Raw genomic sequence first — 25,457 nt, forward strand, 5'->3', positions numbered from 1 at the left:
AGATTAGTGCGCTGCAAAAAGAACGGGAATCGATAAGCGGATATTTCTATAGTGGTATTTTGGAATAAAGATCGGGCAAGGTACGGGGCGCGCCTGCGTCTATGCAGAAAAATCGATATGGAACAGCGGCTTGTAATGAGGGCGGCAGTGCACGGGGTGCTTCTACGAATATCTGCGCTCGATATCGCAAAAAGTGAAGTCAGCCGAACGTGGCGGCGGTCCGGCCGTCGGACATGGGCCTCGTATAATCGACGGGTCGTGGCGGTCTTCGCCGCATTCTGTCTGGGGAGATACCGATGACGACCCTTGTCCGCCCGCGCTTGCGCGGCCGTCGCAACCCTGCGTCCGTGATGACGGCCCGCGTGCGCCGTGCTGTCTTGCCCGGTCTGAGCATCCTCTGCTCCAGGCCGCCCATGCCGATGAGCTTTCCGGCTGTCTTGCCCAACTGCGTCCGGATGCCGTTGCCGCGGGGGTGTCCGGTGCCGGTTTCGATCGCCTTACCGCCGGCCTGCAGGCGGACATGAGCGTGGTCGCGCTGCTCGATGCCCAACCCGAGTTCGTCACGCCGATCTGGGATTACATGGCGGGTCTGGTGGACGAGGAGCGAGTGAACGACGGCAAGGCGATGCTGACGCAATGGGCGGATGTGCTCGCCCGGGTGGAGGCGGCCTACGGTGTCGATGCGGCGACGGTCGTCGCGGTGTGGGGCGTGGAAAGCATTATGGGCGCAACTTCGGTGGTCGCCCGTTGCTGACCTCGCTGGCGACCCTGTCCTGCAACGGGCGCCGTCAGCCCTTCTTCCGCCAGGAGCTGTTCGCCACGATGAGAATCGTCGAGGGCGAACAGGTCGCGCCCGAGCGTTTGAACGGCTCCTGGGCCGGGGCCTTTGGCCACACCCAGTTTCATGCCGACAACCTATATGCGACTGGCGGTCGATTTCGACGGCGATGGCCGTCGCGACCTGGTCGACAGCGTGCCGGATGCCCTCGCATCCACCGCCAACTTCCTGCGTAAGGCTGGCTGGCAGAGCGGTCTGCCGTGGGGCTATGAAGTGCAGTTGCCGCCGGGCTTCGATGCGTCGGTTGCAGGGAGGAAGAACAAGCGGCCCTTGAGCGAATGGGCAGCCAGAGGCGTGAAGCGGGGGGATGGCTCCGCGCTCGATGCCAACGGTAGCGCTGCCATTCTCCTGCCCCCGGCGCAGCTGGTCCGGCTTTCGTGGTGACGCGCAATTTCGACGCTGTGTACAGCTACAACGCGGCCGAGAGCTACGCGCTGGCGATCGCGCACCTGTCGGATCGTCTGCGTGGCGGGACCCTTCGTCCGGGCTTGGCCGACCGACGACCCAGGCCTGTCCCGCGCCGAGCGGCGGGAGCTGCAGCAGCGCTTGATCGCCCGCGGATACGACATCGGCGAGCCGGACGGAATGATAGGCGCACGTACGCGTGAAGCTTTGCGCAAGGTCCAGACCGAACTTGGTCTGGAAGCGGACGGCCGCGCCGGCCAGCGCATCCTGCAGGCGCTGCGCCAGCCTTCCAGTTGAGCTCAGGCGCTCCCGATTGCGCCGGCTCGCGCTGGTCTGGCGCAATCGCGCGGATTAAGTTGACGTTTACGTCAACTGAAACTAAGGTGCCGCCAATCGCAATACCGACGACAGGGTGGAAGGAGGCGCACGCATGAAAATCGAGAACAGCGTATTCGTGGTGACGGGCGGAGGCTCCGGCCTCGGTGCGGCGACGGCGCGCATGCTGGTCGCTGCTGGCGGCAAGGTGGTGCTGGCCGACGTAAACGAGGCGGCGGGTGCAGCCGTGGCCGCCGAGTTGGGTGAGGCGGCGCGCTTCGTGAAGACCGACGTCGCGGACGAGTCCAGCGCGAAGACGGCGTTCGAGTGCGCGCTGAACGGCTTTGGCGGCTTGTCCGGACTGGTGAACTGCGCCGGTGTGGCGCCGGCCGAAAAGGTGGTGGGCCGCGAGCTGCCGCACCGGCTCGATGCCTTTGCCCGCACGATCAACATCAACCTCGTGGGCAGCTTCAACATGATGCGGCTGGCGGCCGACATCATGAGCAAGGCAGCACCGAACGAGGAGGGCGAGCGCGGCGTCATCGTCAGCACCGCGTCGTGGCCGCCTATGACGGTCAGATCGGTCAGGCGGCCTATGCGGCCTCCAAGGCCGGCATCGTTGGCCTGACCTTGCCGGTGGCACGCGAGTTGGCCCGTTTCGGCATCCGGGTGATGACGATCGCGCCGGGCATCATGGAAACGCCGATGCTGATGGGCATGCCGCAGGAAGTGCAGGATTCGCTCGGCAAGATGGTGCCCTTTCCTTCGCGGCTGGGCAGACCGTCGGAGTATGCTGCGCTGGTACGCAGCATCATCGAGAATCCCTATCTGAATGGCGAGGTGATCCGCCTCGACGGCGCGATCCGGATGGCGCCGAAGTAAGGCGAATCCCAGCCCGACTGCAGACAGGGCGGTGGCAGCATGCCGCCACCGCCCTGTCTGCAGCGCATTTGCGTTGGCGCATTGGTCGGTTTGGTGAAATGTGCTACAAGGTGCGCTTCCCGTCGTGACCCCCGGGACAGCACCGCCGCTCCCGCGGCCGGCAATGTCCCCGATCCATGAACTCACCCGACTTGCCTGCCGTAGACGCCGCGGCCGCCGATAGCGATCAGGACTGCTACCACTGCGGCCTGCCCATTCCGGCCGAGACCCGGCACTACGTACGAATCGACGGCGCCAACCGGCGGATGTGCTGCGTGGGCTGCGAGGCGGTGGCCCAGTCCATCGTCGACAACGGTCTCGAAGACTACTACCGCCATCGCGATGCCATGCCCGAGCAGCGTCGCGAGGCACTGCCTCCGGAACTCCAGGAACTCGGCCTGTTCGACCATCCCGATTTCCAGAAGTCTTTCGTACGCCCGGTTGGCGAGCATGAGCGCGAAGCTTCGCTGATCCTCGAGGGCATCACCTGCGCGGCCTGCGTCTGGCTCAACGAGCAGCATGTCGGCCGCCAGCCCGGCGTTTCCGCCGTGGAAATCAACTACGCCACCCGCCGTGCCCGCGTACGTTGGGACGAGCGGCGCATCAAGCTGTCTGACATCCTGGGCGCGATCGCGGCCATCGGCTATCGCGCCTACCCCTACGATGCGGAGCGTTCGGAACAGATCGCCCACCGCGAGCGTCGCTCCATGCTTTGGCGCGTGTTCGTTGCCGGCTTCGGCATGATGCAGGTCATGATGTACGCGGTCCCGGTCTATCTGGCCGGTGAAGGCGAGATGACTGCGGACATCGAGGCCTTGATGCGATGGGCGAGTCTGCTGCTGACCCTGCCGGTGGTGCTCTACTCCGCGGCGCCATTCTTCCGGCGCGCCCTGCGCGACGTCCGTTTGCGTCGGCTTGGCATGGATGTTCCCGTGGCGATCGGCGTTGGCAGCGCGTTTGCCGCCAGTGTCTGGGCAACGGTGACTGGCGGGCCGGAGGTCTATTACGACTCGGTGACGATGTTCGTGTTCTTCCTGCTTGGCGGTCGCTACCTTGAGATGCTGGCGCGACAGAAAGCCGTTCGCGGCGTGGAGGAACTTGGCAAGGTTCTGCCCGCCTTCGCCGAACGTCTCGATGCCGAGCGTGGTCACGAGCGGATTCCGGTGGCGCAGTTGACGCCGGGCGATCTGGTGCGTGTGCGCCCCGGCGAGGTGATTCCGGCCGACGGTGTCGTCGTCGAAGGACGCAGCGATGCCAATGAGGCGCTGCTGACCGGTGAGAGCCGCCCGGTGCCGAAGGCGACAGGGGCTACGTTGACCGGTGGCAGCATTAATATCTCCAGTCCGTTGGTGTTCCGCGTTGAGCAGGTGGGCGATGCGACCCGGCTGGCAGCGATCCGCCGGCTGATGGAACGTGCGGCAGAGGAGAAGCCGAGGATCGCGGCGCAGTCCGACCGGGTCGCGGTGGTCTTCATCGTCACCCTGCTGGTACTGGCTGCACTCACGGGCGTAGTGTGGTACTTCGTCGATCCGCAGCGTGCGCTGTGGGTCTTCGTCTCGGTGCTGGTGGTGGCTTGTCCGTGCGCGCTATCGTTGGCCACACCGACCGCGCTTACGGTAGGCACCGACGCCCTCGCTCGCATGGGTGTGCTGGTGACGCGCGGCCATGCCATCGAGACGCTGGCGAACGCCAACCACTTCGTGTTCGACAAGACGGGAACGCTGACCTACGGCCGGATGGCGTTGCAGGAAACGCTGCCACTGGGAGAGATTCCGGCCGCCGATGCACTGGTGCTTGCCGCGGCCCTGGAGCAGGGATCCGAGCATCCGATAGCGGCCGGGGTGCGCGACGCTGTCGATCGCGTCCTGCCTGTCGCGACCGATGTCCGTGCCGAAACCGGGCAGGGGTTGGGAGGTCGCGTCGATGGCGAACAGCTATGGATCGGGCGGCCGGATCATGTCGCCATGCGCATCGCCCGTCCTTTGCCGGAGACTCTTCATGCCGTCGAGCTACGCGGCGGAACGGTCGTCGCGCTCGGCTGTGTTCGTCGCGGATGGCTTGCGCTCTTTCGCCTTGCCGACACCCCGCGGGCAGAGGCGGCGGGACTGATTGCCAAGCTTTCCGGCGAGCTCCTGCGCACGACGGTATTGTCCGGCGATGCGCCCACCGTCGTGACCGCGGTGGCGACCGGTCTCGGCATCGCGGATGCCCATGGTGCAATGTCGCCGCAGGACAAGCAGGCTTATCTTGTGCGACTGCAGCAGACACCGTCTGCCGTCGTGGCGATGATAGGCGATGGCGTCAACGACGCTCCTGTCCTGGCCCAGGCACACGTGTCGATCGCGATGGGTGGAGGTACCGATCTGGCGCGCAATCAGGCCGACATCGTGCTGTTGAGCGAAAACCTCGCTAGCCTCGGACAAGGGATGGATCTCGCGCGACGAACCCTGCGCATCATTCGTCAGAACCTCTGGTGGTCCTTCATTTACAACTTCACCTCGGTGCCGCTTGCGATGGCCGGGCTGGTGACGCCGTGGATGGCTGGCATCGGCATGGCCGGCAGTTCGTTGCTGGTGGTGCTGAATGCGCTCCGCCTTCAATACCGTCCGCGCAAAGCCTGAAGAACACGATGGAAACCTTGTATCTGCTCATTCCCCTGTCGGTCGTGCTGGTTTTCCTGATCGGTGTGATCTTCTGGTGGGCCTTGCGTAATGGCCAGTACGATGATCTCGAGGGGCCCGCTTACCGGCTCCTGATGGACGATCGCGACGAGCCGCCCAATCGTCGCCGGCAGGTTGATGCGCCCGGCGAAGGGGCGGACGGCAAGCCCAGGGACGCGAATGACAATGATGTTTGATCTAGGTCAACGCCCCAAAATCGGCTAAAGGCATACTTCACTCACGGTTTTTTCTGCCTGCGGAGTTCTTCGCGCAGGCGGGATGCAGGAAATTTTGTCTCTCTGTTGGGGTTGGGGGTGCGTCCAAAGCGCACCCTTTTTTTTTGTATTTTCCCCGCACTTCATCGAGATCTGCTCCATTTTGGAGCAGATCTCCACCATGCCCGAGATGCATGCTTTCATGCACTGCCGCGGTGCAATACAATGTTGATCTGTATCAAATTATGGAACCGACCCGGGCGTATCCTTCCCGCGGACAACGAAATAGCGCCCGGTTCCGGGGTCGGCAGGATTTACGAAGGGGTTTTTAACTAAGAGGTGACTCATGCAATCGCAAGCGACTTATAACTACAAAGTCGTGCGCCAGTTCGCCATCATGACGGTGGTTTGGGGCATTGTGGGCATGCTGGTCGGTGTTATCGCCGCGGCACAGCTCGTATGGCCCGAGTTGAGCGTTCACGAGTGGCTAGGCTACGGCCGGCTGCGTCCGCTGCATACCAATGCGGTGATCTTCGCTTTCGGCGGCTGTGCGCTGTTCGCGACGTCTTACTATGTCGTTCAGCGTACCTGCCACACCCGCCTGTTCGCGCCGGGCCTGGCTGCTTTCACTTTCTGGGGCTGGCAACTGGTCATCGTCCTGGCCGCGATCACGCTGCCGCTCGGTTTCACTTCCGGCAAGGAGTACGCCGAACTTGAGTGGCCGATCGATCTGCTGATCGCCGTCGTGTGGGTGTCCTACGCGGTCGTGTTCTTCGGCACCGTCGCCAAGCGGACCGTCGCCCACATCTATGTGGCCAACTGGTTCTACGGCGCTTTCATCATCACCGTCGCCCTGCTGCACATCGTGAACAGCATGGCGATCCCGGTCAGCCTCACCAAGTCCTACTCTGCTTATGCCGGTGTTCAGGACGCGATGGTGCAGTGGTGGTACGGTCACAACGCGGTGGGCTTCTTCCTGACCGCTGGCTTCCTCGGCATGATGTACTACTTCGTGCCGAAGCAGGCCGAACGTCCCGTGTATTCTTACCGCCTCTCGGTGGTGCACTTCTGGGCGCTGATCTTCACCTACATGTGGGCCGGCCCGCACCACCTGCACTACACCGCCCTGCCTGACTGGACCCAGTCCGTCGGCATGATCTTCTCGCTGATTCTGCTTGCTCCGTCCTGGGGTGGCATGATCAACGGCATCATGACCCTGTCGGGCGCCTGGCATAAGCTGCGCACCGACCCGATCCTGAAGTTCCTGATCACCGCACTTTCGTTCTACGGCATGTCGACCTTCGAAGGTCCGATGATGTCCGTCAAGACGGTCAATGCGCTGTCGCACTACACCGACTGGACTGTCGGTCATGTGCACTCCGGTGCGCTGGGTTGGGTGGCGATGATTTCCATCGGTTCGGTGTATTTCCTGCTGCCGCGCCTCTACGGCAAGAGCGAGATGTACAGCGTCAAGTTGATCAACGCACACTTCTGGATTGCAACCATCGGCGTTGTGCTCTACATCGCCTCGATGTGGATTGCCGGTGTGATGCAAGGCCTGATGTGGCGTGCCACCAACCCCGACGGTACGCTCACCTATTCGTTCGTCGAAGGCGTCAAGGCCAGCTATCCGTTCTGGAGCATCCGTCTCCTCGGCGGCGTGCTGTTCCTGACTGGCATGCTGATCATGTTCTACAACATGGTGAAGACGATTGCCGGCGAGAAGGCCTACAACGCGCCTGTCATCGCGCCTGCCGCGGCTCACGCGTAACGGAGAAAATCAAGAATGGCTCAATCCAAACACGCAGCAATCGAGCGCAGCGTATTCCTGATGATCGTACTGACCCTCCTGACCGTAAGCGTCGGGGGCTTGGTCGAGATCGTACCGCTGTTCTTCCAGAAGTCGACGACCTCGCCGATCGATCAAAAGGGGCAGGAGCTTGCAGTCAAGCCTTACGACCCGGTCCGTCTCGTTGGTCGTGACGTGTACATCCGCGAGGGCTGCTACAACTGCCACTCGCAGATGATTCGACCGTTCCGGGCTGAGACCGAACGCTATGGCCACTATTCGGTGGCGGGTGAGTCCATCTACGACCATCCGTTCCAGTGGGGTTCGAAGCGTACCGGCCCCGACCTGGCCCGTGTTGGCGGTCGCTATTCCGACGAATGGCACCGCGTTCACCTGCTGAATCCGCGCGACGTCGTGCCCGAGTCGAACATGCCCGCCTATTTCTGGCTGGATCGTCCGGCCAAGGTGGATGACATCCAGGACAAGATGCGGGCGCTCAACAAGGTCGGTCTGCACAAGTACAGCGACGAGGAGATCGCCGCCGCGCCGGAGCAGGTCAAGGGGATTACGGAACTGCAAGCGGTGGTCGCTTACCTGCAAGGCCTCGGGCTCGCGCTCCAGAACGTAAGGTAAGGACAGCAGGAGAGCGCCATGGATATCAACGATTTGAGAACCGTGATCACCGTCATGGGTTTCCTGTGCTTCCTGGGGATTTGCGCCTGGGCCTATAGCAGGCACGCAAAGGAAGGCTTTGATGAAGCGGCGCTCCTGCCCTTGACCGATGACGATCTGTCGGCCCTTGGTGGCCGGCAAGGAAAGGAAGGATAAAAAGATGGCTGACTTTGTTAGCGGTTTCTGGAACGTGTATGTGATGGGCTTGGTTGCCCTGAGCTTGCTGTTCTGTGTGTTCGTGCTGGTCTCGAACATGACCAAGCGAGAATCGGGGCCGGTCGAGTTGCACGGTCACGTCTGGGACGAGACGCTTGCCGAGTACAACAACCCGCTGCCGCGCTGGTGGATGTACCTTTTCTGGATCACCCTTGCATTTGCGGTGGTGTATTTGGCGATCTATCCGGGTTTCGGCAAGACCAACGACGGTCGTGGTGCGCTGCACCAGTACGAGAACGAGATGGCCAAGGCGGAGGAGCGCTACGCACCGATCTTCAACAAGTATCTCGACAAGGATCTGAAGGCGGTTGCGGCCGATCCAGAAGCCAACGCCATGGGCCAGCGTATGTTCCTGACCTATTGTGCCCAGTGCCACGGTGCCGCTGCTCAGGGTGCCAAGGGCTTTCCCAATCTGACCGATGACGAGTGGAACTGGGGTGGCGATCCCGATACCATTAAGACCACCATTCTCGGTGGGCGCATGGGTGTGATGCCGCCGTTCGGACCGGCGCTCGGCGCAGAAGGGGTGAAGGACGCTGCGAACTATGTTCGCTCGCTGTCCGGCCTCGCGCACGACTCTCTGCGCGCTCAGCGTGGCAAGGACATTTTCGAGCAGAACTGCGTTGCCTGCCATGGCGCGGACGGCAAGGGCAGCACGGCCGTCGGTGCCCCGAACCTCACCAACAAGTCCTGGTTGTACGGATCTTCTGAAGCGACGATCATTGAAACGATCACCAACGGTCGCAGCAACCAGATGCCGGTCTTCAAGGACTTCCTGGGTGAAGCTAAGGTTCACCTGCTTGCAGCCTATGTGACCAGCCTCAGCAATAAGAAGTAAGCTCTTCGCGTCCCCGGGGAACTACCCGGGGACATTTTCAGATCATAAAAATAAGAATCTACTAATAAAACGATCATGAACAGCCCGGCGTCCGATCCGAAATCCATCCCTCCAACCCCAAACGAAGCCGAAGACGGCCTCTACGCAGTTCGGAAGAAGGTCTATGTGCGTGCGGTCAGCGGAGCTTTTGCTACGTCACGCTGGGCGCTGGTGTGGTTCACCCAACTGTTGTTTTACGGTTTGCCGTGGCTGACGTGGAATGACCGGCAGGCTGTGCTGTTCCACCTGACCGAGCGGAAGTTCTACATCTTTGGCTGGGTCTTCTGGCCACAGGATGTTTTCTTTCTTGCCATTCTGTTGATCATTTCGGCGTACGCGCTGTTCTTCTTTACCGCGATCGCCGGTCGCCTATGGTGTGGTTATGCTTGTCCGCAGACGGTCTACACCGAGATCTTCATGTGGATCGAGCAAAAGATTGAGGGTGACCACAACAAGCGTGCGAAGTTGGACAAGGCTCCAATGTCCGCGCGGAAGTTCGGTATCAAGGCGGCGAAGTATGCTGCCTGGGGCGCCTTGGCACTCTGGACAGGCTTTACCTTCGTTGCCTTCTTCTCTCCGCTCGATGAATTGTTGAAATCGGCGCGTGCCTTGAGCTTCGGCCCATGGGAACTTTTCTGGATCCTGTTTTACGGTAGTTTCACATACCTGTTCGCTGGCGTAATGCGCGAGCAGGTATGCAAGTACATGTGCCCGTACGCACGCTTCCAGAGTGTCATGTTCGATCCGGATACCTTGGTGATCACCTACGATGAAGATCGCGGCGAGCCGAGAGGGACGCGCAAGAAGGGGGTTGATCCGCGTACGGTCAACAAGGGCGACTGTATCGACTGCGGCATCTGCGTTCAGGTCTGTCCGACCGGTATCGATATCCGCAAGGGACTGCAATACGAGTGCATTGGCTGTGCGGCCTGCATCGATGCCTGTGATCAGGTGATGGACAAGATGGAGTACCCGCGTGGCCTGATTCGCTACTCGACCGAGAATGCGGTCAAGAAGCATTGGGGGCGAAAGGAGATCATCGGCCACGTTCTGCGTCCGCGCACCTTGATCTATGGCGGCGTGCTTGCCCTCGTAAGCATCGCTTTCGTGTGGGGACTGGCGTCTAGGGAGCCGCTCAGGGTCGACATCCTTCGTGATCGCACGTCGTTGGCGCGAGAGGTAGAAGACGGGATGATCGAAAACGTCTATCGTCTGCAGGTCATGAACATGACTGAAACCTCCCGTAGCTTCCGCCTGAACGTCTCCGGGCTGCGGGAGGCTCGCATCGATGGTGCCGAGTCCATTAATGTCGGACCGGCAGCCACACAGTCCGTGACCGTAAAGGTGCTGGTGCCGGGCGATGCCGGCAAACCCGGCGCCAATGAGGTCTTCTTTGTAATCTCTCCCGAAGATGCTCCAGATCTGGAACTCCGGGAGAAGACAACGTTTCTGATGCCAAATTGATACGATGAGTCTGAGCGTGACTGAGAAAAATCCTGTCCCCTGGTACAAGCAGGGGTGGCCTTGGTTTCTGATCGCCTTGCCGGGAACTGCGATCATCGCGGGGGTAATAACCCTAGTCATCGCGATCAACAGTTGGGACGGACTTGTTGTTGATGACTACTACAAAGAAGGGAAGGCTTTCGTACAAACCATAGAACGCACGGAACGTGCGCGGACGCTGGGGTTGAAGGCGAGGCTGCAGATACGAACCGATTCGATCCGGATCGAGCTGTCGTCTGCTGTCAATGCGGCTGCAGTTCCGGCTACCATACATCTGACGGTTTCTCACCCGACGCGTGGCGGTTTGGATCAGCAAATCCGCTTGAGTGGCCGTGACGGTGTGTTCGAGGGGGCGATGGCGCCACTCTCAACCGGAAGATGGTTGTTTCAGATAGAAGACGAGCCCCGCGAGTGGCGTATGAACGGGGCCGCATTCCTCCCGACAGAGACGGAGATCCGGATAGATCCATCCGGTACATAGACCGTAGTCTAAAGAGGAGTGTCAAAATGGCCTGGAGTGAATTGTTCAGTACGGATATTGGTCTGCTCAGTCTCTTCACGATCGGCTTTGTTGTCGTCATGGCGGGATACATTTACCGATTCGCGGTTCGTCATATCGCGGAGGATGAGAAAAAGGCAGGAGTTGGTCACCACTGACGGCCCGGATGACGGGAAAGGAGGTTGCTCAGATGCTCAAGTGGATTCAGATCTTTTGGCCATCGTTTCTGGTGGCGGGGCTGGCCGAGGCGATTTTCTTTACCGTCATCGACCCTCAGGAACTCTACTTGTTGGGAAAACCGGTTCATTTCTCACCGATTGCGACTTACTCGGTGGGGTTCATCGGCTTCTGGCTGGTATGCGCAGCGTCAAGCCTGAGCACTGTTTTCTTTCAGCGAACAGCCAAGGAGATCAATCATCTGGAGTAGTGGATCGGATTGAGATCGCACCTGGTTGTTCCAAGTGGCATTCCTCTCCGCAAAATGAAAAAGGCCAATCTTTCGATTGGCCTTTTTCTGAATTGGCGCGCCCGGAAGGATTCGAACCTCCTACCCCCTGGTTCGTAGCCAGGTACTCTATCCAGATGAGCTACGGGCGCTTTGTTAAGAAAATAATTATAACACGTTTATTTTCTTTTTCAAACTATTTTTACTTTCGCTGCCTTTCTCGCTGGGAGAAAGTTTGTTCAACGTCAGCAACGGCGCGCATATTAGCTCATGTTTTCGCGGACCGCAAGGACTTTCTTCATTCCGTCATTTCTCCCGCGTTGGCGGGGAAGCTACATGCAATTCAGCGGTACACAAGTACGGGTGTCTTGCTGTGCGTGAGCACCTTTTGTGTTTCGCTGCCGAGTAACAGACCTGCGATGCCGCGGCGTCCGTGCGAAGCCATGAAAATAAGGTCGCAGCCATGGCGGTCGGCGGCGTTGATGATGGCCTCGTATGTGACTTCGTTCACCAGTGTGTCTGTGTCGGCAAGTACCCCTGCTGCGTCTGCCGCTGACTTGGCGGCGTCGAGAATCCGCTCGGCTTCGAGCGCGGCAGATTTGGCGAACTGCTCGGGCGTGGTCGGGTCGATGAGTGCGCCTTCGCCGTAGATGGGCATCGGAAAGTCTGGCTGAGCATAGAAGAAGGTGATACGTGCACCGGCGTCGCGCGCAAAGGAGACTGCACGGGCCACCGTGCTCTCTGACAAGGCGGATCCGTCTGTCGGGACAAGAATGTGCTTGAACATAACGTGCTCCCTTGATTGATTTGTGTTGACTGCACTTGATTATAGCCACCGGGGGCTGCGGGTATCGCTTGACCGTGGTCAACCCGGGTCGCGATGATGTGGGCGATTCTGCCGTTGGAGGTGAAACATGGATATCACGTTCCACGGTGCCGCTGGCGAGGTGACGGGTTCATGCGCGCAGGTTAGGCATCAGGCCGGTTGTTTCCTGGTTGACTGCGGTCTTTTCCAGGGAGGGCGGGACGCCCCCCTGAAGAACCTCAGGGCGCTGGACTTCGATCTGACGGCGATTGATTTCGTGCTTCTTACTCACGCTCATCTGGACCACGCAGGCTTGTTGCCGCGACTCATCGCCCTTGGGTACAAAGGACCGGTGTACGCGACGTCCGCTACGGTGGACCTGGCAGGCGTCATCCTGCTCGATTCGGCCCATATACAGGAAAAGGAGGCCGAATGGCTCAATCGACATCAGCGTGCCCGCCATGCGAGACGTGGTTGGGATGTCGCACCGCTCTATACGGTTGCGCAGGCTCGCGCCAGTCTGCAGCGTCTGCGTGCGGTGGACTACGACGTCGAGTTGAAACCAGGGCCGGGCGTGCGTTGTGTGTTTCGCAATGCGGGTCATATCCTAGGGTCGGCGATCCTCGAAATTTCCGTCGTGGAAGGAAAGGGAGAGCGTCGGCTGGTGATGACGGGGGATCTCGGGCAGCCTGAGCGCCCGGTGCTACGTGACCCCGCCTTCATCGGGGCGGCTGATTTTCTGTGCGTCGAGTCCACCTACGGTAACCGTGCCCACCGTTCGATGAGCGAGACTGAAGAGGAACTGGCAGCAGTCGTGCACGAGACCCTGAAACGCAGGCGCGGGAATGTCATCATTCCGGCGTTCGCGGTGGGCCGTACTCAGGAATTGTTGTTCGTGCTTGCCAAACTCGTACGTGAAGGGAAGATGGATCCGCTTGAGGTCGTCGTCGATTCGCCGATGGCGTCGGCGGTGACCGAATTGACGGTGCGACATGAGGGGCTTTGGGACGCCGAGAGCCGTGAGCTCTTTGCATGGTCTCAACGTCATGCAGATCGCTTCAAAGTACGTTTTGTGCAGGACGTAGAGGAGTCCATGGCGCTGAACAGTCGCCCCTCTGGTCTGGTTATCGTCTCGGCGAGTGGCATGTGCGATGCCGGCCGGATCAAGCACCACCTGCGCTACAACCTTGGACGTAGCGCTTGCGCCATTGTGATGACGGGATTCCAGGCTGCTGGAACGTTGGGGAGGCGCCTCGTGGATGGCGCACGGGCGGTAACAATCTTTGGTGAGCGCATTCCGGTCAAGGCGAGCGTTCATACAATAGGTGGTCTGTCGGCTCATGCCGATCAGCCCGCCTTGCTCGCCTGGCTGGCGCATTTTTCCAGGCCGCCGCGTCAGACGTTTATCGTACACGGCGAGGCCGGCGCCTCGGCTGCATTTGCCAAAGCCATCGAACATCGGCTCGGTTGGCCGTCTCCTGTCTTGTCGCAGCGCGGGACGCGATACGAATTGTGCTAATCGTTATTCATGGTTGCTGCGCTGGCGGGTAGTGGCAGAATCAGGACGGATGACCGAAGGCAGGATCCCATCATTTCCAGGGTGAAACATGAAGAAGATTGATCGGCTCGATCCCGGCCTGGCTGTAAGGCGGACGGCGCAGCAGCTGCACGAACTGGTGGAAGGTACGTTCGATCCGCTCGGCATGGCTGCGCCCATTGTCCACGCGCAGCTGGCGTGGCTTTCACATCCGCAGGAACTCGCGGAGCGGTTTGCGCGCTTGTCGAGCGACCTGTGGCGTTTGCAGTGGCACACCTGGAACCGCGTTGTGGGCCTGGCGGGCGAGGATCCTATCCGTCCGAACGTCGACGATGCCCGTTTTTCCGATCCGGTTTGGACCGACTCGCCGACTTGGGATCTCACCAAGGAGTGGTACCTGGCGCTGACCCACCACATGCAGGATATGCTCTACGACACTCCGGGGCTGTCGGGCAAGGAGCGCAGACGGGCGGCGTTCTGGTGGCGGAAATGGCTCAACGCGGTGGCTCCGACCAATTTCCTGTGGACCAATCCGGTTGCCTTGCGCAAGGCAGTCGAGACGCGGGGCGAGAGTCTGGCTCAAGGCCTGCACAACCTGCTCGAGGATCTTCGGAGCGGCAATGTCCGAATGACCAATCCGGACGATTTCACTGTTGGCGAGAATCTCGCGACGACTCCTGGGGCGGTGGTGTTTCGCAACGAACTGCTCGAGCTAATTCACTATGCTCCGACGCAGCCCAAGGTGCATGCCGAACCGGTGGTGATCGTTACGCCCTGGATTAACAAGTTCTACATCCTCGACCTTGTGCCGAAGAAGAGCATGATCCGTTTTCTGCTCGATCGGGGGCTGGACGTATTCATCACGAGCTGGAAGAACCCCGACGCTGCAATGCGGGATTACCGGTTCGACGATTACCTGATGAAGGGAGTGCATGCCGCGGTGGAGGCGGCGCGTGCCTTCACCGGAGCGGACAAGGTCCACGCAGCCGGTTACTGCATCGGCGGTACGGCGCTGAGCATGTACATGGCCTGGGCGAACCGCCATTTCGCCGAAGATGCGGTGCCTGTTGCGGACTGGACCTTGTTCACCACCCTGGTCGATTTTCGCAAGCCGGGCGATATAGAGGTCTTCATCGATGAGGCAAGCATTCGCTACCTGACCGACGGCATGGCGCGCAAGGGCTTTCTCGACGGCAAGGAGATGGCTTCGGCGTTCCGTCTGTTGCGTTCCAACAGTCTGATCTGGCATTACGTGGTGCATGGCTGGCTCTACGGCGAGACGCCTCCACCGTTCGACGTGCTGTACTGGAACATGGATACAACGCGCATGCCGTACGCGATGCATGCGTGGTACCTGCGCGAACTCTATCTGCACAACAGGCTGGTACAGAAGGATGCACTGGTGGTTGCGGGCGAGCCCCTGGACCTGGGAATGATCACTCAACCGCTTTACGCGGTAGCAGCCGAGGATGACCACATTGCGCCCTGGGCCGAGACCTTCAGGGTGAACAATCTGGTCATAGGACCAAAGCGCTATGTGCTATCGAGTTCGGGTCACATCCTCGGCATCGTCAATCCTGTGGTCAAACCGCCAAAGCGGAGCTTCCGGGTCGCCGAGGCGCATCGATCCGAAAGCGCGGACGCATGGCTGGAACGCGCCGAACAGCATCAGGGGAGCTGGTGGGAGGACTGGATGCAGTGGTTGAAACCCCGTGCAGGGGCGCTGGTCGACGCGCGGCCGGCTGCCTCGGATGTCTTTCCCCAACTGGCTCCGGCACCGGGCACCTACGTGCTGGAGCGCTGAGTGCGACAACGGCCGGGGTGGCTGGCCCGCGGCCGTCAGCGGCAGGCTGACTGGTGCTGGATCAGTTTCTTGAGGCCGGCACTGTCGAGGATACGAATGTGTTTCTGCTGGACAGCAACCAGCCCTTCGTCCTGGAAGCGCGAGAAGGCACGGGAGACGGTCTCGAGTTTGAGCCCGAGATAGGAGCCGATTTCCTCGCGCGTCATGCGCAGGTGGAATTCTGCAGCGGAGAAGCCGCGCGCAGTAAAGCGCTGCGACATGTTCAGCAGAAAGGCGGCGAGGCGCTCTTCGGCCCGCATGGATCCAAGCAGCATCATCACGCCGTGGTCGCGCACGATCTCGCGGCTCATCACCTTGTGGAACTGGTGCTGCAGGCCCTCGATTTCACGCGACAGTTCCTCCAGCTTCGCATAGGCGATCACGCAAACCTCGCTGTCTTCCAGCGCGATCGCGTTGCAGGAGTGAACTTCGTTGCTGATGCCGTCCAGGCCGATGATTTCGCCGGTCATCTGGAAGCCGGTGACCTGGTCCCGGCCATCTTCGAGCAGCACATCCGTCTTGAACGAACCGGCGCGGATCGCGTAGATTGCTTCGAAGGGATCGCCAGCCCGATACAGATGTTGCTGACGCTTGATCTTGCGTCGTGCGCCGACCAGCTCGTCAAGCCGGTCGATCTCGTTTTCGGTCATCCCGAAGGGGAGGCAGAGTTCCACCAGGTTGCATTGGGAACAGGCCGTCTTGAGTCCTGCTACAGTAATCGGCACTGCTGCCTTCATCTGCACGATACACTTGCTCCGAGTTTGTAGGAGGATCGTCGCGTTGATCCAAGTCAACCACAAAACGCCGGCTTTCTGCCATTGTTCGGCACACATTGCCGCAGCACGATCATGAACGCCCACACAGACCTCATCTTCGATCCGCAACTCATACGCAGGTTCGACATCAACGGACCGCGTTATACCTCGTATCCGACGGCCGATCGTTTTGTCGAAGCGTTCGATGCGAGGGCTTTGCAGGATTGGTTGGCCAGACGGGCGGTTGGCGGGGTTAGCCGACCGCTGTCATTATACTTCCACATCCCGTTCTGTAACACGATCTGCTACTACTGTGCCTGCAACAAGATCATCACCAAGGATCACGGGCGTTCGGCCAAATACTTGAAATATCTGGCCAAGGAGATCGAGATGCAGGCTGCCGCGCTCGGTGGCAGCCGCCAGGTCACCCAGTTGCACCTCGGCGGCGGCACGCCCACCTTCCTGTCGCACGAGGAACTGCGACAGTTGATGGATTCGGTGCGGGCGCATTTCAATCTGGTGCCCAACGGCGAGTATTCGATCGAGGTCGACCCACGCAAAGTCGATTTCGACACGGTCGAATTGTTGGCCACCCTGGGGTTCAACCGTATGAGCGTCGGCGTGCAGGACTTCGCCGAAGACGTGCAGCGCGCGGTCAACCGGGTGCAAAGCGTCGAAGAGACGCGCCTGGTGATCGAAGCGGCCCGCGCCACCGGCTTCAAGTCGGTTAGCATGGACCTTATCTACGGCCTGCCCAAGCAGAACGTGATCAGCTTCAACCGCACGCTTGAGCAGGTGCTGGACATCTCGCCGGACCGTATCTCGCTCTACAGTTACGCTCATCTCCCCGGACTGTTCAAACCGCAGCGCCGCATCCTCCAGAGCGACATGCCGAGTGCCGATGCGAAGCTGCAGATCCTGCAACTCGCCATCCGCCGTCTGACCGAGGCCGGCTACGTCTACATCGGGATGGATCACTTCGCCAAACCCGACGACGAGCTTACCGTCGCCCAGCGGCAGGGCCGGCTGCACCGCAACTTCCAGGGTTATTCGACCCAGGCCGAGTGCGATCTGCTCGCGTTCGGTGTGTCGGCGATCGGGAAGATCGGTCCGGTCTATTCGCAGAACGTGAAGACGCTGGACGAATACTATGACGTGCTGGATCGTGACGAGCTACCGGTATTGCGTGGCATCGAACTGACTGCCGACGACCTGCTGCGGCGTTCTGTAATCCAGGCATTGATGTGCCATTTCGAGCTGTCGATGCAGTCCATCGAGATCGCCCACCTCATCGACTTCCGCGAGTATTTTGCCGACGAGCTGGCGGATCTCAAGGAGATGGAGGCGGCGGGATTGCTCAAGGTAGAGGGCGACTGGATCAGCGTGTTGCCGGCAGGGCGGATGCTGGTGCGCGGAATTGCCATGGTGTTCGATCGCTACCTGCGCGCTGATCGCGAGCGGGCCCGCTATTCCCGCGTGATCTGAGTGCGGCCGGAGCAGCGGGGAGCGTAGAATGCAGGCTTCTCCTTGCTGCTCGAGCCGCGCCTTTCGCGGGCGTTCAAGATTTTCCCATGCCTGAAACCGGCTACTTTGCGGTATTCCTGATTGGTCTTCTCGGCGGCACTCACTGCGTCAGCATGTGCGGCGGCATTGTCGGGGCACTCAGCGTACAGGTACGTACGCCAGCGGAAAGCCGTCGTCAGTGGCCCATCCATCTTGCGTACAACCTCGGTCGTATCGCCACCTATACGCTGACGGGCGGCCTGCTCGGGGCGCTCGGTTCGGTCGGCATGCTGTACGGCGGCGTGCTGCCGGTGCAGATCAGCCTTTACGTTCTCGCCAACCTGATGCTGATCGCGCTCGGGCTTTACCTGACAGGCTTCACTTCGGTGCTCGCGCCGGTGGAGAAGGCTGGGCACCATTTGTGGCGCCGGCTGCAACCGGCGACGCGCAGATTCCTGCCGGCGCATTCGGTGAAGCAGGCGCTGCCGCTCGGCCTGCTGTGGGGTTTCCTGCCATGCGGGCTGGTGTATAGCGTACTTGCGACCGCGCTGGTGACCGGATCGGCCGCGCGTGGCGCGGGATTGATGCTGGCCTTCGGCCTGGGAACGCTGCCCAATCTGCTGCTCGCTGGCATGTTGTTCAAGCGCTTTCGCGATCTCACCCGTAACAGCAAGGTACGCTTTGCCGCGGGCCTGATGGTGCTGGGGTTCGGCGTGTTCGGGCTGTTCCATGCGCCCACCCTGGGCGGTTCGTTGTGGAACGGCGTGGTCTGTCTGGTCTGACGCTCGTCGCCGGGGGACTTCAGTCCCGCGCCAGGGCCTTCAGGATCGGGCAGGGGGCGGGTGCGGTGGTGGCGTGACAACACTGCACCAGTTCGCGCAGTGCGTCGCGCATCTCACCGAGCTGACGCATGCGTGCTTCGATGAGATCGATTTTTGTCTGAGCCAGGTTACGCGCCTTGTCTCGATCGGTCTCCTCGTTGAGCGATAGCAAGCCCGCAATCTCGTCGAGCGAGAAGCCGAGCTGCTGAGCCCTGCGGATCGCGCGTAGCCTGGAGAGATCCGCATCGCCGTATGCGCGGTAGCTGCCGTTGCGCCTTTGGGGTTCGTCCAGCAGGGCGCGCCGCTGGTAATAGCGTATGGTTTCCACGCCGACGTCGGCCGCTTTCGCGAGGGCGCCGATGGTGTAGCTGGCCATGGTGTTGACTCCGTACTCAAGTACGGGGTTTAGACTGCGCTTCATCGTCGCTTCATGCAAGAGCACAGTATGTCAGCAATCATGGTCAAAGACGGGGCTGTCTCGGCCGCCGTGGTATCGAATCTCGATCTGCCGGTGGCAGGCATGACCTGCGCGGCCTGCGCGGGCCGCATCGAGAAGATCCTCAACCGCCTCCCCGGTGTTGCGGCCAGTGTGAATCTCGCGGCCGAGAAAGCGCACGTGCGCCTTGCCGGCGCCGACACTACGCCGGCAGGGATCGTTGCGGCGATACGAAAGGCCGGCTTCGACGTGCCGGATGCCACGCTGGAACTCGGTATCGGCGGCATGACCTGCGTGGCCTGTGCCCAGCGACTCGAAAAGGTTCTGAACCGTCTGCCGGGCGTGTCGGGCACGGTGAACTTTGCCAGCGAGCGCGCAACGCTGCGCTATACCCCCGGGCTGGTCACCCCCGAGCTGATCCGCCAGGCGGTGCTGAAGGCCGGTTTCGAGGCGACCGAGACCGGACTGGCAGCGCGCGATCAGGCCAGGCTGCGGCAGCAGGAGCATTGGCGCGAGGAGCGCCGGCGCTTCGTCATCGCGGCAGTGCTGACCCTTCCGCTCGCGGCGCAGATGCCGGCGATGTTCGGCCTGGGTGGCATGGATGCGATGCATGACATCATCCCGCGCTGGGTGCAGCTGCTGCTGGCGACGCCTGTGCAGTTCTGGATTGGGGCGCGCTTCTACCGCGGTGCCTGGTCGGCGCTGCGGGGTGGTTCGGCCAACATGGATGTGCTGGTTGCCCTCGGCACCAGCATGGCCTACTTCTACAGCCTCTTTGTCACCCTGTTCGATCGCCATGACCTCCACGTCTATTTCGAGGCGTCGGCGATGATCATCACGCTCATCCTGCTCGGCAAACTGATGGAGGCCCGCGCCAAGGCGCGGACCACTGCGGCGCTGGATGCGCTGTTGCGCCTGCAGCCCAAGATGGCCCGGGTCGAGCGCGACGGTGAGCTGGTCGACGTGCCGGTCGACAGCCTGCATCCCGGGGATTTCTTCGTATTGCGCCCAGGCGACGCCGTGCCGGTGGACGGCGTGGTCGAATCCGGTCGTTCGGCGCTCAACGAGGCGATGCTGACCGGGGAGAGCCTGCCCGTGGACAAGGCCGCGGGTGACAAGGTCTTCGCTGCGACCGTCAATGGCGAGGGCGCGCTGCGCTGTCGGGCGACCGGGGTTGGTGCCAGCACGCTGCTGGCAGGCATTATCAGGCTGGTGGAGCAGGCACAAGGCTCGAAGGCGCCGGTGCAAAGGCGAGCCGACGAGATCGCTGCGGTGTTCGTGCCGGTGGTGGTGGGTATTGCCTTGCTCACTCTGGCCGGCTGGTGGCTGTTCTCCGGAGATTTCCAGCAGGCTTTGATCAATGCGGTTGCCGTTCTGGTGATTGCCTGTCCGTGTGCGCTGGGGCTAGCCACGCCGACCGCAGTCATGGTGGGTACGGGCCAGGGGGCACGCGCAGGGATGCTGGTGAAGAACGCGGCAGCTCTGGAGTTTGCAGAGCAGATCAGGATCCTGGCGGTGGACAAGACCGGCACCTTGACCGAGGGGCAGCCGGCTGTCAGCGAGGTGGTGCCGGCCGACGGCTGGACGCGCGGTAAGCTCCTTGCGTGCGCGGCAGCGCTGGAGCAGGCCAGCGCCCATCCGATCGCGGCCGCAGTGGTCGAGGCCGCCCGCAGTGAGGCTGGTACGCTACCGGCAGCGACGGGTGTGCAGGCGGTGCCGGGCAAGGGCGTCGAAGGCGTGGTGGAAGGCAGGACGGTGTGGGTGGGCTCCCCTGCTTTCCTTGCCGAGCGCGGAGTCGTGGCGGCGGACGCGCTGTGCGCGGCGCTCGCGGATGCGGGCAAGACGCTGGTCGCGGTCGCTGTCGATGGCCGCTTCGCCGGACTGGTGGGGGTCGCCGACCGGGTAAGGGAGGATTCCGCGTCGGCGGTCGCCCGCTTGCAGGCAAAGGGCCTGCGGGTGCTGATGCTGACCGGCGACCATCCGGCCACAGCGCGGGCGATCGCCCAGCAGACCGGCATTACCGAATGGCGGGCCGGTGTGCTGCCGGGCGACAAGGCCGCGGTGGTATCGGCGCTGGCGGCCGAGAGCGGTGGCAAGGCGAGGGTGGGCATGGCCGGTGACGGTATCAACGACGCGCCTGCTCTTGCTGCGGCGGATGTGTCCTTTGCGATCGGCGTCGGTGCCGACGTCGCGGTCGAGGCCGCCGACATCACCCTGGTGCGCAATTCCCTGCACGGCGTGGCGGACGCGATCGACCTGTCCCGCGCCACGCTGGCGAAGATCCGCCAGAACCTTTTCTTCGCCTTCATCTACAACGTGCTCGGCATTCCGCTGGCGGCAGCGGGAATGCTCAATCCGGTGGTGGCCGGTGCGGCGATGGCGATGAGTTCGGTGTCGGTAGTGAGCAATTCGCTCCTGCTGCGGCGCTGGCGCGCCGGGCGTTAGCGTGTTGTTCCGATCAATCTTTCAACAGGAGTGAGAAACGATGGACGAAGTGACGATCAAGGTCGACGGCATGAGCTGCGGTGGTTGCGTACGCAACGTGACGGGTGTGCTGAAGGGCCTGGCGGGTGTGGCAGATGCGGAAGTGTCGCTCGACGCGGCGCAGGCAAAGATCAGGTTCGACCCGGCGCAGGTCAACGTGGCGCAGTTGCGCGAGGCCGTCGAGGCAGCCGGATTCGATTCGCCGGCCTGAAGGCGTGCCGAGCGGTAGCGCGCCCGGGCGTCAGGTGTCGATGGCGGCGGTGCGTCGCAGCAGCGCCGTCATGGCTTCCGCGGTGAGTGGCCGGGAGAAGAGATAGCCCTGGCCTTCGCCGCAACCCCGTTCGAGCAGGAACTGCTGTTGTTCCGGGGTCTCGACGCCTTCCGCAATCACGCCCATGCCCAGGCTGCGGGCGATGCCGATGATGGCGACGGTGATGTTGGCGTCGTCGACATCGCCCGGCAGATCGTTGATGAAGGAACGGTCGATCTTCAGCTTGTCGAGTTTGAAGCGCTTCAGGTAGGCGAGGCTGGAGTAGCCGGTGCCGAAGTCGTCGATGGCCAGCCGCACGCCGGCGTTCTGCAGCGCGGTCAGGGTGGCTGCGACGGGGGCAGCGTCGGCCATCAGCGTCGATTCGGTCAGTTCGATCTCCAGTAATCGGGCCGGGAGGCCGGATTCGGTGAGGACTTCCGCTACTGTTTCGGCGAAGTTGCCGTGATGGATCTGTACCGGTGAAGCGTTGACCGCGACCGGGATGTCACCCAGGCCGGCGTCCTGCCAGAGGCGGGCCTGGGTACAGGCCGCGGCGAGTACCCAGCGGCCGATCGCGACGATGAGGCCGGTGTCTTCCGCCAGCGGTATGAAACGGTCCGGCGGAACCAGACCGCGTTCCGGGTGCCGCCAGCGTATCAGGGCCTCGCAGCCGAGGATGCGCTGGTCGGCGAGGCTGAACTGCGGCTGGTAATGGACTTCGAACTCATCACGCATCAGCGCCTGGCGCAGCAGGTTCTCCAGGTCGAGGCGCTCGCGTACCTGCAGGCTCATCTCGCTGGTGAAGAAGCGATAGGTGTTACGGCCCGATTCCTTGGCGTGGTACATCGCCGCGTCCGCATTGCGCAGCAGCGTGTCGGCGTCCACGCCGTCGTGCGGCCATACGGCGATACCGACGCTGGGTGTGACCGACAGTTCGTAGTGGTCGACACGGAAGGCCGACGCGAAGGCGGCGATGATGCGCGCGGCCTGTGCGGCGATGTCCTCGCGGCTGGCAAGGTCGGTCAGCAACACCACGAACTCGTCGCCACCGGGGCGGCTGATCGTGTCGGACGGCGATACGAGCCCAGACAGGCGCTGGGCAACCAACCGCAGCAGCGCATCGCCGACGCTGTGGCCGAGCGAGTCGTTCACGTTCTTGAAGCGGTCGAGATCGATGAACAGCATGGCCGCAAGCCGGCCGGACTGGGCGGCCGACTGGATGGCGAGCCGGGCGCGATCGCGCAGCAGTACCCGATTGGGCAGGTCGGTGAGAGCGTCGTATTCCGCCATGTGGCGCAGCAGCGCCTCGGTCTGCTTGTGCCCGGTCATGTCGGTGAGCGCGCCGACGAAATGTGTCGCCTTGCCGGCAGGGCTGGTGACCGCGCTGATCGAGAGTTGCGCGGCCAGCTCCGTCCTGTCGGTGCGGCGTACGCAGACTTCACCGCTCCAGGCGCCGACGCTGGCGAGTTCGCGCTCGATGTCCGGCCAGCCGGAGCCATCGTGCGTGCCGAAAAGTTCGGCAACCGGACGTCCCTCCAGCGCCTTGCCGTCGACCGCGACCATTTGCGTAAAGGCCGAATTCACCGCCAGGTAGCGGTGGCTGGCATCGAGCACCATCATGGCCTCGTTGCCGCATTCGAATACCCTGGAGGCGAGCTGCAGCTCGCGGTTGTTCTCTTCCAGCGTGGCGTTGCGTTCGGCGATCGCGGTTCGATAAATGGCGAAACGTCGGGTGAGCCAGCCTGAAAGGGCAAGTCCGAACAGTACCGTGACCAGGGACGCGAGCGCCAGCAATGCAAGGGTCAGCCGCAGGCGATGGGCGGCGTTGCGATGCAGGTCGGCGCGTTCGCGCTCGAGCGCAGCGTCGAGTTCCGCCAGCCCGATGCTGGCGACCAGGTGCCAGCCCCAGCCGGCGTGCTCGACGGCGTAGGCGAGCCGGCGCTCGGAGCGACCGTCGGCGGTCTTCATCGTGAACTGCAGCCGGCCGCCGCCGTGTTGGGCGATGATCTCGCGCGCTGCCTGCGTCCAGTGCGGCTCCGGTGTCTGTTCGAGCCTGGCGTGCTGCGGCAGCGGCTGCATGGACAGGTGGGGTTCGACCAGGATGTGACCATCCGGCGTGGCGACCCCGATCACGCCGTCCGGCTGGAAGCGCTGTGATTCGATCCGCTTCAGGGCTTCGCGCTGCAGGTCGGCTTCGATCTTGTAGATGTACTCGCCGGCGCCGATGATCCAGTCGAAGGGTTCGAAGCGGCGCACGTAGGCGATCTTCTCCGCCATCGTCTCGGTGTTGTCGGGCCGATACCAGCGGTAGCGCGAAAACCCAGCCCCTTGCGGGTTACGGGCGGCGTCGATGAGACCGCGCATGATGTAGTGGCCGCTGTCGTCGCGGTTGTCCCACAGCGAGCTCCCTTCGCGTTCCGGCGAGATCGGCAGCAGTACGCAGCGGCCGTCCAGGGTGTCGATGAAGTAATAGCCGCGGCCGTCGAGGAAGCGCATTGGCCGGATGGCTTCGATGATCAGCGTGCGGATGCGCTCTTCGGGCAGGCGGCCGTGTTCGCGCTCGTAGATCGCCGTCGCCATCTCGAACACCAGATCCACCTGCTCCCTGACGATGGCGCGGGCACGCTCCTCGCTGCGGGCGCGCTGGAACTCCAGGTAGTCGGCAAGGCCGACGAGCTGGTTGCGCAGGTGGGTTTCGTAGGTCGCGAGCGTTTCCGCCTCGCGCGCGGCCAGCCGGAGTTCGAGGTCGCGGCTGTCCTGCAGCGCGGAAAGCAGGGCGACGGTGCCGGTCATCAGCAGAACGAGCAGCAGCATGCCGGCGGTGATCGCCCGCGGCAGGTTCTTTTCGTTCAGCTGGAAAGTGAAGATGCGACCCAGGATGATGCGCCTTGCATCGCCATGCGGCGGTTAGTTGGAGGTCCGCAAGGATACGACTTCTGTATTAGGCGATCCAGCACTGGTGCAGCACCGGCGAGAATGCGGTCACGCTTCATGCCCTGGCGCGAACTCGCCGGGCGGGACACGGCTGCAATATCGGACGGCTTTTCCACTTATAATCCGCCGACTTTTTCCATGGGAGGGGAGTATGGGCTTCGATCTCGTCAAGGCCGGCAAGGACGTGCCGAACGACATCAACGTGATCATCGAGATCTCCGCGCAAGGCGATCCGATCAAGTTCGAAGTGGACAAGGACAGCGGCGCCGTTTTTGTCGACCGCTTCATGGGTACGTCGATGCGCTACCCGCTGAACTACGGCTACGTGCCGCACACCGTGGCCGGCGACGGCGATCCGGTGGACGTTCTGGTGGTGACGCCGTTCCCGCTGCAGCCGGGTGTCGTCATCCGCTGCCGCCCCGTCGGCGTGCTGAAAATGGAAGACGATGGTGGTGTGGATGCGAAGGTAGTCGCGGTGCCGGTCTCCAAGCTGACCCCGCTGTACGACAAGGTGCAGACCACCGACGATCTGCCCGAGCTGCTGATGAAGCAGACCGTGCATTTCTTCGAGCACTACAAGGATCTCGAACCGGGCAAGTGGGTGAAGGTGCTGGGCTGGGGTACCGTGGAAGATGCCAAGAAGGAAATCCTCGACGGTCTCGCCGCCGCAGCGAAGTAAGCCGGTGCTGCAGTGACGGCCATCTGGGATGGTCGTTGCGTTGCGATTGAAAGGC

21 protein-coding genes, 1 tRNA gene and 2 pseudogenes are annotated in these 25,457 nt (G+C 62.1%); 19 read left to right on the forward strand and 5 right to left on the reverse strand.

Translation table 11 applies throughout. The features are described from left to right. Positions 1-397 precede the first annotated feature (397 nt). The 12 genes and pseudogenes from CJ010_RS08435 (at position 398) to CJ010_RS08490 (ending at position 11,337) form a co-directional block, all read left to right on the forward strand. A pseudogene (locus tag CJ010_RS08435) lies at positions 398-1,540 on the forward strand (lytic murein transglycosylase). Between the two features lie 133 nt (positions 1,541-1,673). Next, positions 1,674-2,440, forward strand: a pseudogene (locus CJ010_RS08440) (3-hydroxyacyl-CoA dehydrogenase). A gap of 176 nt (positions 2,441-2,616) precedes the next feature. Then, a complete protein-coding gene (locus CJ010_RS08445) occupies positions 2,617-5,100 on the forward strand; it encodes a heavy metal translocating P-type ATPase (RefSeq protein ID WP_141017624.1) in 2,484 nt (827 codons plus the stop codon). Between the two features lie 8 nt (positions 5,101-5,108). Further along, entirely contained in the window at positions 5,109-5,336 is a 228-nt protein-coding gene (gene ccoS, locus CJ010_RS08450) for a cbb3-type cytochrome oxidase assembly protein CcoS (protein ID WP_141017625.1), read from the forward strand. 364 nt (positions 5,337-5,700) lie between these two features. Beyond that, entirely contained in the window at positions 5,701-7,125 is a 1,425-nt protein-coding gene (gene ccoN / locus CJ010_RS08455) for a cytochrome-c oxidase, cbb3-type subunit I (RefSeq protein WP_141017626.1), read from the forward strand. A 15-nt stretch (positions 7,126-7,140) separates the two neighbouring features. Continuing rightward, a complete protein-coding gene (gene ccoO, locus CJ010_RS08460; protein ID WP_141017627.1) occupies positions 7,141-7,776 on the forward strand; it encodes a cytochrome-c oxidase, cbb3-type subunit II in 636 nt (211 codons plus the stop codon). An 18-nt stretch (positions 7,777-7,794) separates the two neighbouring features. Next, complete coding sequence (locus CJ010_RS08465) at positions 7,795-7,971, forward strand: cbb3-type cytochrome c oxidase subunit 3 (RefSeq protein WP_141017628.1); 177 nt, start codon at positions 7,795-7,797, stop codon at positions 7,969-7,971. 4 nt (positions 7,972-7,975) lie between these two features. Beyond that, a complete protein-coding gene (gene ccoP, locus CJ010_RS08470; RefSeq protein WP_141017629.1) occupies positions 7,976-8,869 on the forward strand; it encodes a cytochrome-c oxidase, cbb3-type subunit III in 894 nt (297 codons plus the stop codon). Between the two features lie 75 nt (positions 8,870-8,944). Next, on the forward strand, positions 8,945-10,372 hold the full coding sequence (gene ccoG, locus CJ010_RS08475) for a cytochrome c oxidase accessory protein CcoG (protein ID WP_141017630.1): 1,428 nt from the start codon (positions 8,945-8,947) through the stop codon (positions 10,370-10,372). 4 nt (positions 10,373-10,376) lie between these two features. Then, positions 10,377-10,892: a FixH family protein gene (locus CJ010_RS08480; protein ID WP_141017631.1), complete on the forward strand. Its 516-nt coding sequence runs from the start codon at positions 10,377-10,379 to the stop codon at positions 10,890-10,892. A gap of 26 nt (positions 10,893-10,918) precedes the next feature. Beyond that, positions 10,919-11,068, forward strand: a complete 150-nt coding sequence (locus CJ010_RS08485) for a DUF3149 domain-containing protein (RefSeq protein WP_141017632.1) — start codon at positions 10,919-10,921, stop codon at positions 11,066-11,068. Positions 11,069-11,100: 32 nt separating this feature from the next. Continuing rightward, positions 11,101-11,337, forward strand: coding sequence for a hypothetical protein (locus tag CJ010_RS08490; RefSeq protein WP_141017633.1), 237 nt, complete (start codon positions 11,101-11,103; stop codon positions 11,335-11,337). A gap of 93 nt (positions 11,338-11,430) precedes the next feature. Here the strand turns inward: CJ010_RS08490 and CJ010_RS08495 are convergent. Beyond that, positions 11,431-11,507 (reverse strand) — tRNA-Arg (locus CJ010_RS08495). A 191-nt stretch (positions 11,508-11,698) separates the two neighbouring features. Further along, positions 11,699-12,142, reverse strand: coding sequence for a universal stress protein (locus CJ010_RS08500; RefSeq protein ID WP_141017634.1), 444 nt, complete (start codon positions 12,140-12,142; stop codon positions 11,699-11,701). Positions 12,143-12,269: 127 nt separating this feature from the next. Here CJ010_RS08500 and CJ010_RS08505 point away from each other — a divergent pair, with 127 nt between their 5' ends. Both CJ010_RS08505 and CJ010_RS08510 read left to right on the forward strand, forming a co-directional pair. Continuing rightward, entirely contained in the window at positions 12,270-13,679 is a 1,410-nt protein-coding gene (locus tag CJ010_RS08505; protein WP_141017635.1) for an MBL fold metallo-hydrolase RNA specificity domain-containing protein, read from the forward strand. Positions 13,680-13,767: 88 nt separating this feature from the next. Further along, a complete protein-coding gene (locus CJ010_RS08510) occupies positions 13,768-15,501 on the forward strand; it encodes an alpha/beta hydrolase (RefSeq protein WP_141017636.1) in 1,734 nt (577 codons plus the stop codon). 35 nt (positions 15,502-15,536) lie between these two features. On the opposite strand, the gene fnr is transcribed toward CJ010_RS08510, so the two are convergent. Then, complete coding sequence (fnr, locus tag CJ010_RS08515; RefSeq protein ID WP_141020621.1) at positions 15,537-16,277, reverse strand: fumarate/nitrate reduction transcriptional regulator Fnr; 741 nt, start codon at positions 16,275-16,277, stop codon at positions 15,537-15,539. 111 nt (positions 16,278-16,388) lie between these two features. On the opposite strand from fnr, the gene hemN reads away from it, so the two are divergent. Beyond that, entirely contained in the window at positions 16,389-17,780 is a 1,392-nt protein-coding gene (gene hemN / locus CJ010_RS08520; protein WP_205754973.1) for an oxygen-independent coproporphyrinogen III oxidase, read from the forward strand. A gap of 86 nt (positions 17,781-17,866) precedes the next feature. Continuing rightward, the gene (locus CJ010_RS08525) at positions 17,867-18,580 is read left to right on the forward strand and encodes a sulfite exporter TauE/SafE family protein (RefSeq protein WP_141017638.1); all 714 of its coding nucleotides are present in this window, start codon (positions 17,867-17,869) and stop codon (positions 18,578-18,580) included. A gap of 19 nt (positions 18,581-18,599) precedes the next feature. Here CJ010_RS08525 and CJ010_RS08530 read toward each other — a convergent pair whose 3' ends face one another. Next, positions 18,600-18,995 carry a MerR family transcriptional regulator gene (locus tag CJ010_RS08530; protein ID WP_141017639.1) on the reverse strand — a complete coding sequence of 132 codons (396 nt, stop codon included), beginning with the start codon at positions 18,993-18,995 and terminating at the stop codon, positions 18,600-18,602. A 69-nt stretch (positions 18,996-19,064) separates the two neighbouring features. Here CJ010_RS08530 and CJ010_RS08535 point away from each other — a divergent pair, with 69 nt between their 5' ends. Together CJ010_RS08535 and CJ010_RS08540 are read left to right on the forward strand one after the other, a co-directional pair. Next, positions 19,065-21,500 carry a heavy metal translocating P-type ATPase gene (locus tag CJ010_RS08535; RefSeq protein ID WP_240794533.1) on the forward strand — a complete coding sequence of 812 codons (2,436 nt, stop codon included), beginning with the start codon at positions 19,065-19,067 and terminating at the stop codon, positions 21,498-21,500. A gap of 40 nt (positions 21,501-21,540) precedes the next feature. Continuing rightward, a complete protein-coding gene (locus CJ010_RS08540) occupies positions 21,541-21,750 on the forward strand; it encodes a heavy-metal-associated domain-containing protein (protein WP_141017640.1) in 210 nt (69 codons plus the stop codon). 30 nt (positions 21,751-21,780) lie between these two features. On the opposite strand, the gene CJ010_RS08545 is transcribed toward CJ010_RS08540, so the two are convergent. Beyond that, positions 21,781-24,603: an EAL domain-containing protein gene (locus tag CJ010_RS08545; protein WP_141017641.1), complete on the reverse strand. Its 2,823-nt coding sequence runs from the start codon at positions 24,601-24,603 to the stop codon at positions 21,781-21,783. 271 nt (positions 24,604-24,874) lie between these two features. Here CJ010_RS08545 and ppa point away from each other — a divergent pair, with 271 nt between their 5' ends. Then, entirely contained in the window at positions 24,875-25,402 is a 528-nt protein-coding gene (gene ppa / locus CJ010_RS08550) for an inorganic diphosphatase (RefSeq protein WP_141017642.1), read from the forward strand. Positions 25,403-25,457: the final 55 nt, after the last annotated feature.

This window comes from Azoarcus sp. DD4, from assembly GCF_006496635.1.
GTDB lineage: Bacteria > Pseudomonadota > Gammaproteobacteria > Burkholderiales > Rhodocyclaceae > Azoarcus.

Excerpts from the sequence above, each read along its gene's own strand:
- ccoP (WP_141017629.1), top strand. The coding sequence starts at position 7,976 with ATGGCTGACTTTGTTAGCGGTTTCTGGAACGTGTATGTGATGGGCTTG.
- CJ010_RS08480 (WP_141017631.1), top strand. The coding sequence starts at position 10,377 with ATGAGTCTGAGCGTGACTGAGAAAAATCCTGTCCCCTGGTACAAGCAG.
- fnr (WP_141020621.1), bottom strand. The coding sequence starts at position 16,277 with ATGAAGGCAGCAGTGCCGATTACTGTAGCAGGACTCAAGACGGCCTGT.
- ccoN (WP_141017626.1), top strand. The coding sequence starts at position 5,701 with ATGCAATCGCAAGCGACTTATAACTACAAAGTCGTGCGCCAGTTCGCC.
- CJ010_RS08445 (WP_141017624.1), top strand. The coding sequence starts at position 2,617 with ATGAACTCACCCGACTTGCCTGCCGTAGACGCCGCGGCCGCCGATAGC.
- CJ010_RS08525 (WP_141017638.1), top strand. The coding sequence starts at position 17,867 with ATGCCTGAAACCGGCTACTTTGCGGTATTCCTGATTGGTCTTCTCGGC.
- hemN (WP_205754973.1), top strand. The coding sequence starts at position 16,389 with ATGAACGCCCACACAGACCTCATCTTCGATCCGCAACTCATACGCAGG.
- ccoS (WP_141017625.1), top strand. The coding sequence starts at position 5,109 with ATGGAAACCTTGTATCTGCTCATTCCCCTGTCGGTCGTGCTGGTTTTC.
- CJ010_RS08500 (WP_141017634.1), bottom strand. The coding sequence starts at position 12,142 with ATGTTCAAGCACATTCTTGTCCCGACAGACGGATCCGCCTTGTCAGAG.
- CJ010_RS08490 (WP_141017633.1), top strand. The coding sequence starts at position 11,101 with ATGCTCAAGTGGATTCAGATCTTTTGGCCATCGTTTCTGGTGGCGGGG.
- CJ010_RS08485 (WP_141017632.1), top strand. The coding sequence starts at position 10,919 with ATGGCCTGGAGTGAATTGTTCAGTACGGATATTGGTCTGCTCAGTCTC.
- ccoG (WP_141017630.1), top strand. The coding sequence starts at position 8,945 with ATGAACAGCCCGGCGTCCGATCCGAAATCCATCCCTCCAACCCCAAAC.
- CJ010_RS08465 (WP_141017628.1), top strand. The coding sequence starts at position 7,795 with ATGGATATCAACGATTTGAGAACCGTGATCACCGTCATGGGTTTCCTG.
- ccoO (WP_141017627.1), top strand. The coding sequence starts at position 7,141 with ATGGCTCAATCCAAACACGCAGCAATCGAGCGCAGCGTATTCCTGATG.
- CJ010_RS08545 (WP_141017641.1), bottom strand. The coding sequence starts at position 24,603 with ATGCTGCTGCTCGTTCTGCTGATGACCGGCACCGTCGCCCTGCTTTCC.
- CJ010_RS08510 (WP_141017636.1), top strand. The coding sequence starts at position 13,768 with ATGAAGAAGATTGATCGGCTCGATCCCGGCCTGGCTGTAAGGCGGACG.
- CJ010_RS08530 (WP_141017639.1), bottom strand. The coding sequence starts at position 18,995 with ATGGCCAGCTACACCATCGGCGCCCTCGCGAAAGCGGCCGACGTCGGC.
- ppa (WP_141017642.1), top strand. The coding sequence starts at position 24,875 with ATGGGCTTCGATCTCGTCAAGGCCGGCAAGGACGTGCCGAACGACATC.
- CJ010_RS08540 (WP_141017640.1), top strand. The coding sequence starts at position 21,541 with ATGGACGAAGTGACGATCAAGGTCGACGGCATGAGCTGCGGTGGTTGC.
- CJ010_RS08505 (WP_141017635.1), top strand. The coding sequence starts at position 12,270 with ATGGATATCACGTTCCACGGTGCCGCTGGCGAGGTGACGGGTTCATGC.
- CJ010_RS08535 (WP_240794533.1), top strand. The coding sequence starts at position 19,065 with ATGTCAGCAATCATGGTCAAAGACGGGGCTGTCTCGGCCGCCGTGGTA.